Raw genomic sequence first — 14,271 nt, forward strand, 5'->3', positions numbered from 1 at the left:
CAATGGAGGAGTCTCATGACAGCGACGTCAGAACCCCAGTCCCCGCCGACCACGACCCCTGACCCGACGGGCCGGATCTCATTCGGCCGGCTGCTCGCGTGGTCGTCCTCGCACGCGTCGCAGGCCGGGTCCGTGATCGTCCTGACGTACTTCACGATCTACTGCACGGACACGCTCGGGCTCGCCCCCGCCGTGGTCGGCGGGCTCCTCCTCGCGAGCAAGCTCGTCGACGCGGTCGGGGTCCTCTTCGCCGGCTGGCTCGTCGACGCGTCCCCGGAGACCCGGTGGGGCAAAGCACGTCCCTACGACCTCGCGATCATCGGGATCTGGGTCTTCACCGCGGTGCTCTTCTCCACTCCCGGCGGGCTCGGCGAGGTCGCCGAGTACGCGTGGGTGTTCGTCAGCTACCTGCTCGTGACCGCGGTCTTCTCCCCGCTCTTCCTCGCGAACCAGCCGCTCTACCTCGCGCGGGCCTTCGCGAACCGGGACGCGTACACGAAGGCATCCTCGGCGTCCGGCATCGTCATCGGCGTGATCAGCCTCGTCGTTGGCATCGTCTTCCCCGTGCTCGTGGGGCAGGCGGGCAAGTCCACGACCGCGTGGTCGCACATGATCCTGGTGTTCGCGGTCCCGCTGGCGCTCATCGGCCTCATCCGGTTCTGCACCGTGCGGGAGACCCACCAGCCGAACCCGGCGGAGGCGCAGCGGGCGACGCTCCGCGACATCATGACGGTCCTGAAGAGCAACCCGTACCTGTGGAGCGTCTCGGGGATCCAGTTCGTCATCGCCGTGCTCGGCAACTTCGGCGCCCTGGCCTACTACTACCGCTACGTCGTCGGCAACGTCGGACTCCTGGGCATCGCCGGTGCGCTGGCGATCCTCATCCTGCCCGTGATGCTGTTCTTCCCCCGGATCATCAAGCGGTACTCCATCTCCGCGATCATCATGGTGTCGTCCGTGCTCGGGGCCATCGGGTTCGCGATGTACTCCTTCGCCGGGGCGAACATCCCGCTGCTGCTCGTCGCCGCACTGTTCACCGCCGCGGGCAGCACACCGATCGCCTTCCTGCTCCCGGTGCTCGTGATCGACAACGCGACGTACAACGAGTCGAAGGGGAACCGACGTCTCGAGAGCGTGGGCGGGGGCGTCACCAGCTTCGCGCAGAACCTCGGTGTCGGCGTCGCCGCGGGGATCGGCGGCATCGTGCTCTCGATCGCCGGGTACGACGGCACCCGCGCGGTGCAGACACCGTCGGCGACGCTCGGGATCATCGCCGTGAACAGCTGGCTGCCGGCCGCGCTGTCGATCGTGGCCGCGGTCATCGCCTGGCGGTACCAGCGGTTCGAACGGGACCTGCCGGCGATCACCGCCTCGGTGATGGTGCAGCGCGAGCGGGCGGCGAAGGGCACGGCATCGGGAGACGACACCGGTGACGGCCCTACGGTGATGCGATGACCACCACCGAAGGCACCCGGAACAAGCGCGGCCCCTACGCCCGGTCGCAGCAGCGCCGCGAGACCATCGCGCGTGCCGTCCTCGACATCGTCGACGAACTCGGCCACGAGAAGGTCACCACGGCCCTGGTCGCCGAGCGGTCCGGCACCAACGAGGCGACCCTGCTGTACCACTTCCCGACGAAGGACCACCTCGTCATCGCCGCCCTCGAGCTCTCGGACTCGCTCGCGGCGCACCGGGACCCGACGACCGGCGCCAGCGCCCTCGCCACGGACCTCGATCTCGACGGCCTCCGCGAGGTGGCGAACGCCCGGACCCAGACCGAGCTGCACCGACGACGCCTCTACCAGGTGATCAAGGGGCAGGCCGTGTCCGAGGACCACCCGGCGGCCGAGTACATCGCGCACCGGACCGCGGCGGCCATCGAGCTGTGGACCGCGGTCGTCGAACAGCAGCAGCGGAGCGGCCTCGCGCACCCGTCCCTCGACCCGGCAGCGGTCGGGCGCCAGGTCTTCGCCCTCTGGGAGGGACTGGCGACGATGAACGCGGTCGACCCCGACCTCGACATCGGCGAGATGCTCCTCGACGGCATCCGCCGGCTCACCGGCCGGAACTGGACCGAGATGATCGCGACCATGACCACCCCGATGGCCGGGCTCTGACCCGCCACCCCACGACGTCGCCCCACCCGGTGGAGCGAGGAGGAGCACCATGACCGACACGACGCAGGTGTCCGACCCGACCGACATCCCCTTCGCGGACACCGCCGCGCGCCCCTGGACGGACGTGGACGAGTGGCGTGACGAACCGGTCCGGCACCGCTACGTCCACGGCGGCTTCACGGGGACCGACACGCGCTTCTCGTTCTACTTCCCGCCCGCCGAGCAGTACCAGGGGCGCTTCTTCCAGCACGTCACGCCGCGCCCCCTGTCGGAGGACCTCGCGCAGCAGGCGTCCGGACAGGCCGACAAGATCGGCTTCGCTGCCGCGAGCGGTGCGTACTTCGTCGAGACCAACGGCGGTGGCGAGGCCGCCGGGGACCCGATGTCCGGGGTCGACCCGCGGATCGGCGCCTACGAGGCCAACGCCGCGGCCGCCCGGTACTCGCGCGTCGTCGCCGAGGAGGTCTACGGACCGCACCGTCCGTTCGGCTACGCGTACGGCGGCAGCGGCGGCGCGTACCGGACGATCGGCGCCGCGGAGAACACGACGGGGGTCTGGGACGGCTACGTGCCCTACGTCGTCGGGAGTCCGATGGCGATCCCGAACGTCTTCACGGTGCGGATGCACGCGCAGCGGATCCTGCACGACGCCTTCCCGGCGATCGTCGACGCGTACGACGCCGGCAGCGACCGCGCACCGGCCGCGCTGCTCGCCGACGTGCTGACCGAGGCGCAGGCCGCGGCGCTCGCCGAGGTGACACGGATGGGCTTCCCGCCGCGCGCCTGGTTCGCGTGGAAGACCCTGGGGACGCATGCGTTCAGCGCGCTCTACCCGGGCATCGTGATGGCCGACCCGGCGTACTTCGACCACGACTTCTGGAACGTCGACGGCTACCTCGGCGCCGACCCCGACGACCCGATCCACGCGGAGCGCACCCTCGTGGAGACGTCGGTCGCGGCCCTGCTGTCCACGGCGGACGCCGTGGCCGCGGGCCTCGTCCCGGACCGGTCGGCGTTCACCGGTGTCGGTGGGGTCGAACCGGTCTACGACGAGGTCCGCGCGACGGACGTGGCGGCGTTCGCCCTCGGTCACACCCTCGACCACGACGTCGCCGGAGCGGAACTGCAGGTCCTCACGGGTGCAGCGGCCGGCGCGCGGATCCGGCTCAGCGGCACCACCGGCGACGCGGCGGTCATCGACCTCGACAACGACCCCGAGACGGTCGGCCGCATCGCGGTCGGCGACCGGGTCCGGGTCGACAACGCGAACTTCCTCGCCGCGCAGACCTACCACCGGCACCAGGTCCCCGACGCCTCGTACGCCGTGTGGGACCAGTTCCGCGACGCCGACGGCCGGCCCGGCTCGCCGCAGCGGCCCTTCCTCCTCGGACCCCTGTTCGCGGCCAGTGCGTCCGGGACCGTGCAGACCGGCCGGATCAGCGACAAGACGATCGTCGTCGCGTGCCTGCTCGACCGCGAGGCGTTCGCGTGGCAGGCGGACTGGTACCGCTCGCGGGTCGTCGAGCACCTCGGCGACGCCGCCGACGACACGTTCCGGCTCTGGTACGTCGACAATGCCCTGCACGGCGACGACGAGCACCAGGAGTTCCCGACGCGCACCGTGAGCTACCTCGGTGTCCTGCAGCAGGCCCTCCGAGCCCTCGCGCGCTGGGTCGAGGACGGCGTCGCTCCTGCCGCCTCCACGCGGTACGACGTCGCCGACGGACAGGTCGTCGTCCCGCCGACGGCGTCCGAGCGAGCCGGTGTCCAGCCGGTCGTGGACCTGTCGTCCGACGGTTCCCGTCGCTTCGCCGCGCGGGTCGGCGAAGCGGTCGCGATCACCGCATCGGCGACCGTTCCGACCGCAGGCGGCGAGGTCGTCGCGCTCGAGTGGCACGACGGCCAGCACGAGGGCTACGTCGCGGAGCCGGTGACCCCGGCCCGGCGCGTCACCGCGACGCGGCACGTCGTCTTCGACGAGCCCGGGACGTACTTCGTCACGGCGCGGGTGACCGCGCAGCCGACCACGGCGTCCGGCACCGCGCACGAGCTCGTCCAGGACCTCGATCGTGTGCGGGTGGTGGTCAGCTGACGGAGGGTCAGACGGTCGACTCCCGCTCCGCCGGCTGCGCGACCACGTCCGCCTCGGACCGTGCCGCCCGCGCGAGCCGTCGCGCCACCGGGCGACGCAGCACGACGGCGAGCACCGCGCCCGCGACGAGGGGGAGGGTCATCGTCTGCCACATCGCCGGGTACCCGGCGGACTGCGCGATCGCACCGCCGGCGATCGGGCCGGCGAAGTCGCCGGCGTCGCTGCCGAGGAACGTGGTGCAGCTCGCGGCCCCGCGGCGGTCCGCCGGCACCATCTTCATCGCCATGCCCTCGATGAGGGGCTGGCACGACCCGTACCCGAAGCCGAGCAGGACGGCGGCGAGGAGGAACACGGGGAGTGTGTGCGCGGTGCTGATCACCAGGAGCGACGCGGCGAACAGACCGAAGAACACCGCGAGCACCCCGTAGCCGAACCGGTCGGCGAGTCGGCCGGCGAGCGGGCGTGACACGAAGAGGGTCAGGGCGTCGACGGTGAAGAACAGCGCGATGTGCGCACCCGCCCCCTGCCGTTCGGCGAAGAGCGCGAGGAACGGGTTGACGAGGCTGTAGGACCCCACGAGCAGGAAGAACAACAGCGCCGGGATGGCGACCTCGGGCGCGAAGACGTTCCGGGGCGTGATCCGGAACGGCCGACGCGGCACGGAGGGCGCGCGGACACGGGTGACGAGCGCGGCGGCCACGAGCAGCACGCCCCCGGCGACGAGGAAGAGCGTCCGGTAGCCGAAGGCCGCTGAGACGCCGAGGGAGATGTTCGGGCCGATCACCTGGGCGAGCGCCGGGGCGAGCGAGAACACCCCGATGCCGATGCCGAGCCGTTCGCGGGGGAGCAGGTCGGCCGCGAAGGCGATGCAGCACGTGGCGGTGAACGCCTGACCGGCACCCTGGACGAGCCGGAAGACGATGAGCGGCGGTACGGAGTCGGACAGTCCGTAGCCGAACATCGCGATGGCGATCGCGCCCGCGGCGCCCATCAGCACGTACTTGCGGTCGAAGCTGTCGATCGCCGGGGCGGACACGCACTTGAACACGATCGCGGTGACCGCGAACGCGCTGCTCACGATGCCGATGACGCTCGGCGTGGCACCGAGCGAGTCGGTGTACTTCCCGATGAGCACGTTGCTCATCGTCAGCCCGAGCGAGATGAGGGCGTACGACGCGAACAGGCACGCGAACCCCGCGGTCCACACACGCTGTGGTGGCGCGGTACCCGGCTGCTGCATCTCGACCTCCCTGTCGAGGATCGTGCACGTCGGTCAGGATCGTGCACGATCCAATGCATGAACTTAAAGCCGTCGGTCGTGCTCGTCAAGTCGACTGCGCACCGTGTCCGACGGGGTCTGCGCTATCGTGCTCGCGTGAGCAGTCGCGAGCCGGACAGCGAGAGCAAGGCGGATCTCGCCTACGCCCTCATCAAGCGTCGCATCATCGACCGGACCTACGTGCCCGGGTACCGGATCGTCGTCGACCAGCTCGTCCGCGAGAGCGGCCTGAGCAACATCCCGCTGCGTGAGGCGATCCGTCGGCTCGAGGCCGAGGGGTGGATCGAGGTCGTCCGGAACGTCGGCGCGCGGGTCGCGCTCTTCGACGTGGAGGACCACCGGAACACCCTCGAACTGATCGCCCGGCTCGAGGGGTTCGCGACCGCGCTGGCGCAGCCGAACCTGACCGCTGCTGACATCGCGGCGGCTCGGGCGCTCGACCGGGAGATGGGGGAGGCGCTCGACGTCATCGACCTCGACCGGTTCGGCCAGCTCAACCGTCGGTTCCACGCGCTCTTCCACGAGCGGAGCGGCGACGCCCACATCGCGTCGCTCCTGACGAGCGAGCTGCAGCGCTTCGACGTGATCCGCCGGAGTGTCAGTCACACCGTCCCCGGGCGGCACCGCGCCTCGATCGCCGAGCACGAGCGGCTCCTCGACCTCCTCGAGGCCGGCGCGAGCTCCGAGGCGATCGAGACGTGTGCTCGGCAGCACAAGCTGAACGGCCTGGACGTCCCGACGCCCGTCGCCTGAGCCCGGCTTGACGGCTCGGGTCTTCCTGCCTATCTTCGATCTCACACGATTTCGTGTGAGTTACGACGACCAGGCGAAAGGCTCCCTCCAATGGCGAAGGACATCATCGACGACGAACACGGGCGGCCGCCCGTCCCGGCAGCGACGGCCGAGGCGGACGCTTCCGTGGCGCAGGAACCCTCGAAGATCTGGAACCGTGCGTTCATCGCGATCTTCGCCACGAACGTGCTCGTGTCCATCGGGCTGCAGATGTCGAACGTGCTCATCGGCAAGTACACCGACTCGCTCGGCGCGACCGCCGCGGTCGTCGGCATCGTCTCCAGCGCCTTCGCCTGGTCGGCGATCGTGTTCAAGCTCGCCTCGGCACCGGCTCTCGACGCCTTCAACCGGAAGTTCATCGTCCTCGGCGCGATCATCGCGATCGGCATCGCGTTCCTCGGGTTCGGCATCTCGGGCAACGTCCCGGAGCTGATCACCTTCCGCCTGCTGCAGGGCGCCGGCCAGGCGTTCAGCACGACGGCGTTCATCGCGATGGCGGCCGACGCGTTGCCGCGGGAGCGGATCGGCACCGGGCTCGGGTTCTTCACGCTCGGCGCCGGCATCGCGCAGATGGTCGGGCCGGTCATCTCGCTCAAGGTCGCTGCGGCGGGTTCCTACGACACGGCGTTCTTCATCGCCGCCGGGTTCGTCGGCCTCGGCGTCGTCATGTGCACCCAGATCAAGCTCAAGTACAAGCGTCCGAAGGGGTTCAAGCTCTCGCCGAAGAACTTCTTCGCGAAGGAGGTCCTGCTCGCCGCGATCATCACCTTCTTCGTGTTCGCCTGCTACAGCCTGGTGAACCCGTTCCTGGCGATCTTCGCGGGCCAGCAGGGCATCGGCAGCAACATCTCCTTCTTCTTCACGATCTACGCCGGCGTGCTCTTCGTCTCCCGGCCGCTCGCCGGCCGCCTGGCGGACCGCTTCGGGTACCTCGTGCTCGTCCCGATGATGGTGCTCTTCATCGGCTCGTTCTTCCTCATCAGCGTCTCGCACTCCCTGCTGGCGTTCCTCGTCGCGGCGGTCCTGTTCGGGTTCGGCTACGGCGGGTGCCAGCCGGTCCTGCAGTCGATGGCGATGAAGATGGTCCCCAGGGAACGACGCGGCGCGGGCAGCACCACGAACTTCCTCGGCAGCGACCTCGGCAACATCGTGGGACCGATCGTCGGCGGGTCGATCGCGACGACCTTCGGGTACAGCGCGATGTGGCAGGGCATGACGGTCGCGCTCGTGATCAGCGGCGTGCTCGTGGTCGTCCTCCGTCGCGCCATCGTGCGCCAGATCGACAGCGTGGCCACGGCATGAGCATCGACCAGCACACGACGACGACCGTCCCGACCGACGCCGGACTCGTCGAGGGGACCACGGGCCGTCGCGACGACGTGCGCGTCTTCCGGGGGATCCCGTACGCCGCTCCGCCGGTCGGCGATCTCCGGTGGCGCGCCCCGCAGCCGCCGGCACCGTGGGACGGCGTCCGGCAGGCCAACCGGTTCGGAGCGATCAGCCCCCAGCCGGAGACCGCCGCGACCCGTGCGCTCGGCCTGGGGATGGACGAGGACTGCCTCACGCTGAACGTGTGGACGCCGGTGTCGGGCGGCGACGAGCCGAAGCCGGTCCTGGTGTGGATCTACGGCGGCGGGTTCCAGGAGGGCAGCGCCGCCGACCCCCGGTTCGACGGCGAGAACCTCGCGCGTCGGGGCGTGGTCGTCGTGACGTTCAACTACCGGCTCGGTGCGCTCGGCTTCCTCGCGACACCGGAACTGAGCGCGGAGTCCGGTCACGACGCCTCCGGCAACTACGGTCTGCTCGACTGCGTCCGCGCCCTCGAGTGGGTCCGGGACAACGTCGCCGCGTTCGGCGGCGACCCCGGCCGCGTCACCATCGCCGGGCAGTCCGCCGGGGCCGGCACGTGCAACTTCCTCGCGATGTCACCGCTGGCGACCGGCCTGTTCCACCGGGTGATCGCGCAGAGCCACGCCCGGCACGCGGGCGACACCGAACTGCGCTACCTCTCGACGTCGTACCGGGGCCGCGACGCCGCCGAGGCGCAGGGCACGGCGTTCGTCGCGGCGCGCGGTGCGACGGACCTCGACGCGATGCGCGCGCTGCCGTTCGACGACCTCGTCGACCGGGACCGTCTCGGCGACATGGACGTCGAGACCGGGAGCGACGCCCGCCCACCGCTCTTCCGTCCCGTCGTCGACGGCTGGGTCCTGCCGCACGGCTACGCCGAGACGTACGCGCTCGGCGCCCAGAACCGGGTCGACTACCTCGCCGGGAACGACCTCGACGAGAGCGGCGCGATCCCCGAGGACGCGTTCGCCGCGACCCGTGCGAAGGGGGAGCAGCCGTGGCGACCGGGTCGACCGCCGACCCACGTCACCCTCGAGTCCTTCACCAGGGGCGCGCACGAGAAGTTCGGTCCGCTCGCCGATGAGTTCCTCGCGCTCTACCCCGCCACGGACGACGACGAGGCGGCCCTGGCGAGCAACGACGCGATCCACGACAACGCGACGGTGTCGACCTCCCTGTGGGGCACGACGTGGACCGCGGAGTGCGAGCGCCCGGTGCGGACGTACTTCTGGACGCACCGTCCGCCGTCGCCGTCCGGTGGCCCCCGTCGCGCCGGCCACGGTTCGGAGATCGACTTCGTGTTCGACAACCTCGACGTCGTCGACCTGGACTGGGACGACGACGACCGAGCGGTCGCGGCCACGATGTCCGCGTACTGGGTGAACTACATCGCCACGGGCGACCCGAACGGTCCCGGCCTGCCGGCATGGCCCGAGTACGCGGCCACTGTGCCGACGGTGATGGACCTCGGGACCGACTTCGCGATGCGTCCGGTCGCCACCCCGGAGCGGACGGCGTTCTGGGAACGCTTCTTCCGGACGCAGGTCGCGTGGTGATCGCTGCCGCGGCTCCGGAGCGCTGACGCGCGGACGGGAGGCCCGGTGCCGGCCGGCACCGTGCCTCCCGTCCGTCGGATGGCGACCGATCAGCGGCCGACGGCTTCCAGACGGACGCGCGCCGCGGCGGACCGGGTCGGCGCGACTCGCCGACGGCGGGCCGCGACGAGCATCGGGATCGCGACGGCGAGGCTGACCAGCACCGGCACGAAGGACGCCTCGAGGCCGAACGCGCCGCCCGAGAGCAGGCCGTCGCCGTGCACGGTGGTGACGAACAGGCCCGGGTCGCGGTGTCCGGAGACGGGGATGCCGAGCAGGCCCTCGATGACGTTCCAGGCGAAGTGGATGCCGATGACGAACCACAGGTTGCGGCGCCACATGAAGGCGGCACCGAGGAGGACACCGGCTTCGATCGCGATGGCGAGGGACGACCACAGCGTGGCGCCGGGGTTGAGGAGGTGCGCGCCGCCGAAGAAGGCCGCGGTGACGGCGAGGGCGATCCACCGGCCGACGCGGGGTCCGCAGAGCTGCTCCACGCCCTGGAAGAGCAGGCCGCGGAAGGTGAGCTCCTCGACGATGGCGGCGCCGGCGTTCACGGCGAGGGCGAGCGCGACGGTCGTGGTGACGTCGTGGGGCGCCCAGGTCACGGTGTAGGCGCCGGTGGCGACCACGATCAGGTACGACACGGCGATGAAGAGGACGCCGATCGCGAGGCCGAGGAAGGTCTCGCGACCGATGCCGCGCACCGTCAGCTCGGGGGTCCGGCGGCGGGCGACGAGCCACATCGTGAGCTGGTAGAACACGAGCCCGGCTGCGGCGCCGATCAGCGCGGTGACGATGACGCCGGTGGCGTCCATCTCCGAGCCGACGCCGACCAGGATCGCGTTCGTGAGGAACACGAACACCGTGCCGATGATCATCCAGGTGAGGGGGAAGGTCAGGATCCGGCGCATCACGCTCGGCTTCCCGGCGGTGGTCGTTGCCATGGTCGGTCTCCTTCGTCGTGGAGCAGCATCTGCTGCCGTGACGACCGTAGGAAACGGCGCGATCCGCCGGGTCCCCCAAAGGTGGACAGTCCCGTCGGGCGGCCCGTCAGTCGTCGGCGATGCCCGTGCGGTACGCGTAGACGACGGCCTGGACGCGGTCGCGGACCCCGAGCTTCAGCAGGATCCGTGACACGTAGGTCTTCGCGGTCTCACGGGTGACGAACATGGCTTCGGCGATCTCGACGTTCGACATGCCCCGGGCGAGGAGCCGCAGCACCTCGAGCTCGCGTGGTGTCAGCTGCCCGGACTCGTCGGCGACGGTGACCGGGGGCCGGATCCGGCCCGCGAAGCTGCCGATGAGCGTGCGCGTCACGGCGGGGTCGACGAGTGCCTCGCCGCGCGCGATCGTCCGGACGGCGTCGAGCAACTGCGGGGGCGAGGCGTCCTTGAGCAGGAACCCGCTCGCTCCGGCACGGAGGGCGTCGAAGACGTACTCGTCCAGGTTGAACGTCGTGACGACGAGGATCCGCGGTGGCGCCGCTCCGTCGTGACGCGGCGCGGCGAGGATCTCCCGGGTGGCCGCGATGCCGTCGAGCACCGGCATCCGGATGTCCACGACCATCACGTCGGGCGTCGCGTCGCGGGCGAGGTCGACGGCGTCGCGGCCGTTCGCGCCGAGCCCGACGAGCTCCATGTCCGTCTGTGCGCGGACCACCCGGGCGAACCCGTCGCGCACCAGGGTCTGGTCGTCGACGAGCGCGATGCGCAGGGGGCTGCCCGCGTCGGGTGGTGTCGGGGTCGCTCCGTCAGCCGCGTTCACCTGCGGGGCCCCGGTGTGGCGTGGGCGTCCGGGGCGAACGAGGCGACGACCTCGAAGCGGCCGCCGACGGCGCCCGTGTCGAGCCGTCCGCCGAGGAGCGCGGCGCGGTCCGCCATGCCGCGGCGGCCACGGCCGGGAACACCAGGAGGGTCGCCGGTCACGTCGTTCACGACACGGAGCTCGACGCGTCCGTCGTGATCGGTCAGGGTCATCTCGACGGGGGCTCCGGGGGAGTGCTTCATGGCGTTCGTCAGGGCTTCCTGGGCGATGCGGTACAGGGTGAGGGCGACCTCGTCGGAGAGGACGGGCCGTGTTGCCGGCTCGGTGAGGACCACGGGGTACCCGCGCTGCCGGGCCTCGGCGACGAGGTCCGCGACGGTGTGGGCGACGGCTTCTCGGGGTGCCGGCCCGCCGCCGGGCGCGGCGGTGGTCTGCTCGAGGGCGCCGAGGAGCGACCGGAGCTCCTGGAGGGCGCGGCGGCCGGTGGTCCCGATGGTCTCGAGGGTCCGGGCGCGTTCGGCCTCCTCGGACGCGTCGAGGTAGGCGGCGGAGTCGGCCTGCACGACCATGGCGGTGACGTGGTGGGTGACGATGTCGTGCAGGTCCCGTGCCAGCAGGTTGCGGGACTCGCGGACGGCGTCCTCCGCCGCCTGCATCTCGCGCGCTGCCTGCTCGGCGACCCGGCGCCGGACGAGGAGACCGACGAACCACGGGGTCGTGAGCACCAGGAAGAAGGTCGCCCAGTCGACGAGGCGTTCGGGTGAGCCCTCGGCGTGCAGGGCGAACGCGAGCAGCACGTACCCGGCGGCGACGGCGACGGCGATCGTCCGCCGGTGCCGCTGCTCGTGGGCGGCGAACGAGTAGATCGCGACGAACAGGCCGAGCCCGGCCACCCCGGTGCCGACGCCGGCGAGCTGCGCCGCGGCGAACGAGGCGCCCACCACGGCGAGCGCCGTCCCGGGAGCGACCCGGCGGGCGGCGAGGGTCAGGGACTGCCCGGCGATGAGGACCGGGGGCACCCACTCGGCGACGGCGTGGTGCAGCTCGCCGAGCTCGACCCCGGCGACACCGAGGGGGAGGAGCGACAGGACGAAGAGCAGGAGGCCACCCGCGGCGTCGCGGACCCAGACGGGCAGGCCGTCCCACGGCACCCGGACACGCCGCTGCCGCGGGTCGCGCACCGGCGGACGAGACGACATGGTCTCGACGCTAGCGTGATCCGCTGCGCGGCTCGACGGCGGGTCCGGTAGCCGGGTCGCGACCACCACCGGACGGGAGGCTCGGTGCCAGCCGGCACCGGGCCTCCCGTCCGTCACGGGGTGACCGTGCTCAGGTGGTGACCATCACCTCGTCCATCCGGTGTGCGCGCCAGTCCGCCAGGACGTCGCGGAAGACCACCGGGCCCGGGCCGAAGGACGTGTTCCCGGTCGTCGCGGTCCCCTCGCGGTTGTAGTAGCCCGGCGTGCAGCCCGCGCGGAACGCGTCGTTGTCGATCGCGGTGGCGCGGATCGTGGCGGCCCACGCGTCCTCCGCGTCGCGGGTGGGCTCGACGTACCGCGCACCGGTGGCCCCGCGCGGACCGGATCAGTTCGGCGATGTGGTCGGCCTGGTCCTGCAGGACGTGGACGAAGTTGACCGAGTTCGCGTTCTGCAGCGGCCCGAGCTGGAAGAGGTTCGGGAACCCGTGCGTGGTGAAGCCGTGGAGCGTCCGAGGGCCCCGTGCCCACGACGCGAGCAGCGCGGTGCCGCCGCGACCGTGCACCGGCAGGCTGCCGGAGAGCACCCCGGAGACGCCGACCTCGAAGCCGGTGGCGAAGACGACGCAGTCGACCGGGTACTCGGTGTCGCCCACGACGACGCCGGTCTCGGTCATCCGGGTGATGCCGCCCGTGTCCGCAGTGTCGACGAGTGTGACGTTCGGCTCGTTGAACGCCTGCAGGTAGCGGTCGCTGAACGCCGGTCGCTTGCACATGTAGCGGTACCAGGGCTGCAGCGCCTCGGCGGTGGCCGGGTCCTCGACGACCTCGTCGACACGTGCGCGGACGTCCGTCATGTGCTGCAGGTCGAGCAGCTCGTCGAGACGCTCCCGGTCGGCCGGGTCGACGCGCTCGTCCACGGTGCCGGTGATCATCGTGCGCTGGATCCGCGCCGTCGCCGTCCATCCGTCCCGGGTGAGGTCCTCGTCGACCGGCGCGCCGGAGACCGTGCGGATGAAGTTCTCCTGGCGTTCGCGCTGCCAGCCAGGACGGAGCGACGCGGCCCACGCGGGGTCCGTCGGACGGTTGTCGCGCACGCCGATGGTCGAGGGGGTGCGCTGGAACACGAACAGGTGCTCCGCGTCGCGGGCGACGAACGGGACGACCTGGATCCCGGTGGCGCCGGTGCCGACGACCGCGACCCGCTTGTCGGCGAGTCCGGTCATCCCGCCCTCGGCCATGCCGCCGGTGTAGCCGTAGTCCCATCGGCTGGTGTGGAAGGTGTGGCCGCGGAACGTCTCGATGCCCGGGATGCCCGGCAGTTTCGGCTCCGTCAGGGTCCCGGAGGACGTGACGACGAACCGTGCCCGGAAGCGGTCGCCGCGGTCGGTCTCGACCGTCCAGACGTCGTCGTCCTCGTCCCAGCGCAGTCCGGTCGCCCGGGTCTGGAACAGGGTGTCGCGGTACAGGTCGAAGGTCCGCCCGATGGCCATGGCGTGCTGGCGGATCTCCTCGCCCGGGGCGTACCGCCACCTCGGGACGGTGCCGACCTCCTCGAGGAGCGGCATGTAGACGTACGACTCGATGTCGCAGTGGATCCCGGGGTACCGGTTCCAGTACCAGGTGCCGCCGAAGTCGCCGGCCTCGTCCATGATCCGGATGTCCTCGACGCCGTGGCCACGGAGCCGGGCCGCGGTGACGAGTCCGCCGAAGCCGCCGCCGATGACCAGCACCTCGACGTCCGTGGTCACCGGCTCCCGGTCCGCCCGGGGCGTGTAGGGGTCCGTGGCGTAGTAGCCGAACGAGCCGGTCGCGCGGCGATACTGGGTCGCGCCGTCCGGTCGGACGCGTCGGTCCCGTTCCTGCCGGTACCTCGCCCGGACCGCGTCGACGTCGACCCCGCGGCGTGCGAGGTCGGCGGACACGCGATCGGCCTCGGTCTGGACGGCGGTGCTGTCGTTGGCGATCCTGTCGTTGGCGATGCTGTCGGTCATGGACATCCTCTCGAACTGGTTAGCCTCAGGCTAAGCAATTCGCCTTGGTGGGCGCTGGAGCCGCTCGGGGGACCCGGCGCTCGAGCCGG

At 71.4% G+C, this 14,271-nt stretch carries 11 protein-coding genes; 6 read left to right on the forward strand and 5 right to left on the reverse strand.

Features of this window, described 5'->3' with window-relative positions; all coding sequences use genetic code 11:
• Positions 1 to 15 precede the first annotated feature (15 nt).
• The 3 genes from EDF27_RS18740 to EDF27_RS18750 are packed head-to-tail and all read left to right on the forward strand — an operon-like array spanning position 16 to position 4,209.
• Complete coding sequence (locus EDF27_RS18740; RefSeq protein WP_123656419.1) at positions 16 to 1,455, forward strand: MFS transporter; 1,440 nt, start codon at positions 16 to 18, stop codon at positions 1,453 to 1,455.
• A complete protein-coding gene (locus tag EDF27_RS18745) occupies positions 1,452 to 2,117 on the forward strand; it encodes a TetR/AcrR family transcriptional regulator (RefSeq protein ID WP_132050510.1) in 666 nt (221 codons plus the stop codon). The genes EDF27_RS18740 and EDF27_RS18745 overlap by 4 nt, the downstream gene beginning before the upstream one ends.
• A gap of 49 nt (positions 2,118 to 2,166) precedes the next feature.
• Positions 2,167 to 4,209, forward strand: a complete 2,043-nt coding sequence (locus EDF27_RS18750; protein WP_132050512.1) for a hypothetical protein — start codon at positions 2,167 to 2,169, stop codon at positions 4,207 to 4,209.
• Positions 4,210 to 4,216: 7 nt separating this feature from the next.
• Here the strand turns inward: EDF27_RS18750 and EDF27_RS18755 are convergent, their stop codons facing one another.
• Positions 4,217 to 5,449, reverse strand: coding sequence for an MFS transporter (locus tag EDF27_RS18755; RefSeq protein ID WP_123702729.1), 1,233 nt, complete (start codon positions 5,447 to 5,449; stop codon positions 4,217 to 4,219).
• A gap of 135 nt (positions 5,450 to 5,584) precedes the next feature.
• Between EDF27_RS18755 and EDF27_RS18760 the strand changes: the two genes are divergently transcribed.
• The 3 genes from EDF27_RS18760 (at position 5,585) to EDF27_RS18770 (ending at position 9,186) form a co-directional block, all read left to right on the forward strand.
• Positions 5,585 to 6,241: a GntR family transcriptional regulator gene (locus tag EDF27_RS18760; protein WP_165931573.1), complete on the forward strand. Its 657-nt coding sequence runs from the start codon at positions 5,585 to 5,587 to the stop codon at positions 6,239 to 6,241.
• A 90-nt stretch (positions 6,242 to 6,331) separates the two neighbouring features.
• A complete protein-coding gene (locus EDF27_RS18765) occupies positions 6,332 to 7,582 on the forward strand; it encodes an MFS transporter (protein WP_123656424.1) in 1,251 nt (416 codons plus the stop codon).
• Positions 7,579 to 9,186: a carboxylesterase family protein gene (locus EDF27_RS18770; protein WP_132050514.1), complete on the forward strand. Its 1,608-nt coding sequence runs from the start codon at positions 7,579 to 7,581 to the stop codon at positions 9,184 to 9,186. Before EDF27_RS18765 ends, EDF27_RS18770 begins: the two co-directional genes overlap by 4 nt.
• An 89-nt stretch (positions 9,187 to 9,275) precedes the next feature.
• Here EDF27_RS18770 and EDF27_RS18775 read toward each other — a convergent pair whose 3' ends face one another.
• The 4 genes from EDF27_RS18775 to EDF27_RS18790 form a co-directional block, all read right to left on the reverse strand.
• Positions 9,276 to 10,172: a type II CAAX endopeptidase family protein gene (locus EDF27_RS18775; RefSeq protein ID WP_207909664.1), complete on the reverse strand. Its 897-nt coding sequence runs from the start codon at positions 10,170 to 10,172 to the stop codon at positions 9,276 to 9,278.
• 106 nt (positions 10,173 to 10,278) lie between these two features.
• Positions 10,279 to 10,992, reverse strand: coding sequence for a response regulator transcription factor (locus EDF27_RS18780; protein WP_132050516.1), 714 nt, complete (start codon positions 10,990 to 10,992; stop codon positions 10,279 to 10,281).
• Positions 10,989 to 12,191 carry a histidine kinase gene (locus EDF27_RS18785; protein WP_132050518.1) on the reverse strand — a complete coding sequence of 401 codons (1,203 nt, stop codon included), beginning with the start codon at positions 12,189 to 12,191 and terminating at the stop codon, positions 10,989 to 10,991. The genes EDF27_RS18780 and EDF27_RS18785 overlap by 4 nt, the downstream gene beginning before the upstream one ends.
• Positions 12,192 to 12,304: 113 nt before the next feature.
• The gene (locus tag EDF27_RS18790; protein WP_207909665.1) at positions 12,305 to 14,182 is read right to left on the reverse strand and encodes an NAD(P)/FAD-dependent oxidoreductase; all 1,878 of its coding nucleotides are present in this window, start codon (positions 14,180 to 14,182) and stop codon (positions 12,305 to 12,307) included.
• Positions 14,183 to 14,271 lie beyond the last annotated feature (89 nt).

Origin of the sequence: Curtobacterium sp. PhB136, from assembly GCF_004346855.1 — a bacterium.
In the GTDB taxonomy this organism is placed as follows: Bacteria; Actinomycetota; Actinomycetes; order Actinomycetales; family Microbacteriaceae; genus Curtobacterium.

Coding starts and splice junctions, on each gene's coding strand:
- EDF27_RS18740 (WP_123656419.1), top strand. CDS start 16: ATGACAGCGACGTCAGAACCCCAGTCCCCGCCGACCACGACCCCTGAC.
- EDF27_RS18745 (WP_132050510.1), top strand. CDS start 1,452: ATGACCACCACCGAAGGCACCCGGAACAAGCGCGGCCCCTACGCCCGG.
- EDF27_RS18750 (WP_132050512.1), top strand. CDS start 2,167: ATGACCGACACGACGCAGGTGTCCGACCCGACCGACATCCCCTTCGCG.
- EDF27_RS18755 (WP_123702729.1), bottom strand. CDS start 5,449: ATGCAGCAGCCGGGTACCGCGCCACCACAGCGTGTGTGGACCGCGGGG.
- EDF27_RS18765 (WP_123656424.1), top strand. CDS start 6,332: ATGGCGAAGGACATCATCGACGACGAACACGGGCGGCCGCCCGTCCCG.
- EDF27_RS18770 (WP_132050514.1), top strand. CDS start 7,579: ATGAGCATCGACCAGCACACGACGACGACCGTCCCGACCGACGCCGGA.
- EDF27_RS18775 (WP_207909664.1), bottom strand. CDS start 10,172: ATGGCAACGACCACCGCCGGGAAGCCGAGCGTGATGCGCCGGATCCTG.
- EDF27_RS18785 (WP_132050518.1), bottom strand. CDS start 12,191: ATGTCGTCTCGTCCGCCGGTGCGCGACCCGCGGCAGCGGCGTGTCCGG.
- EDF27_RS18790 (WP_207909665.1), bottom strand. CDS start 14,182: ATGACCGACAGCATCGCCAACGACAGGATCGCCAACGACAGCACCGCC.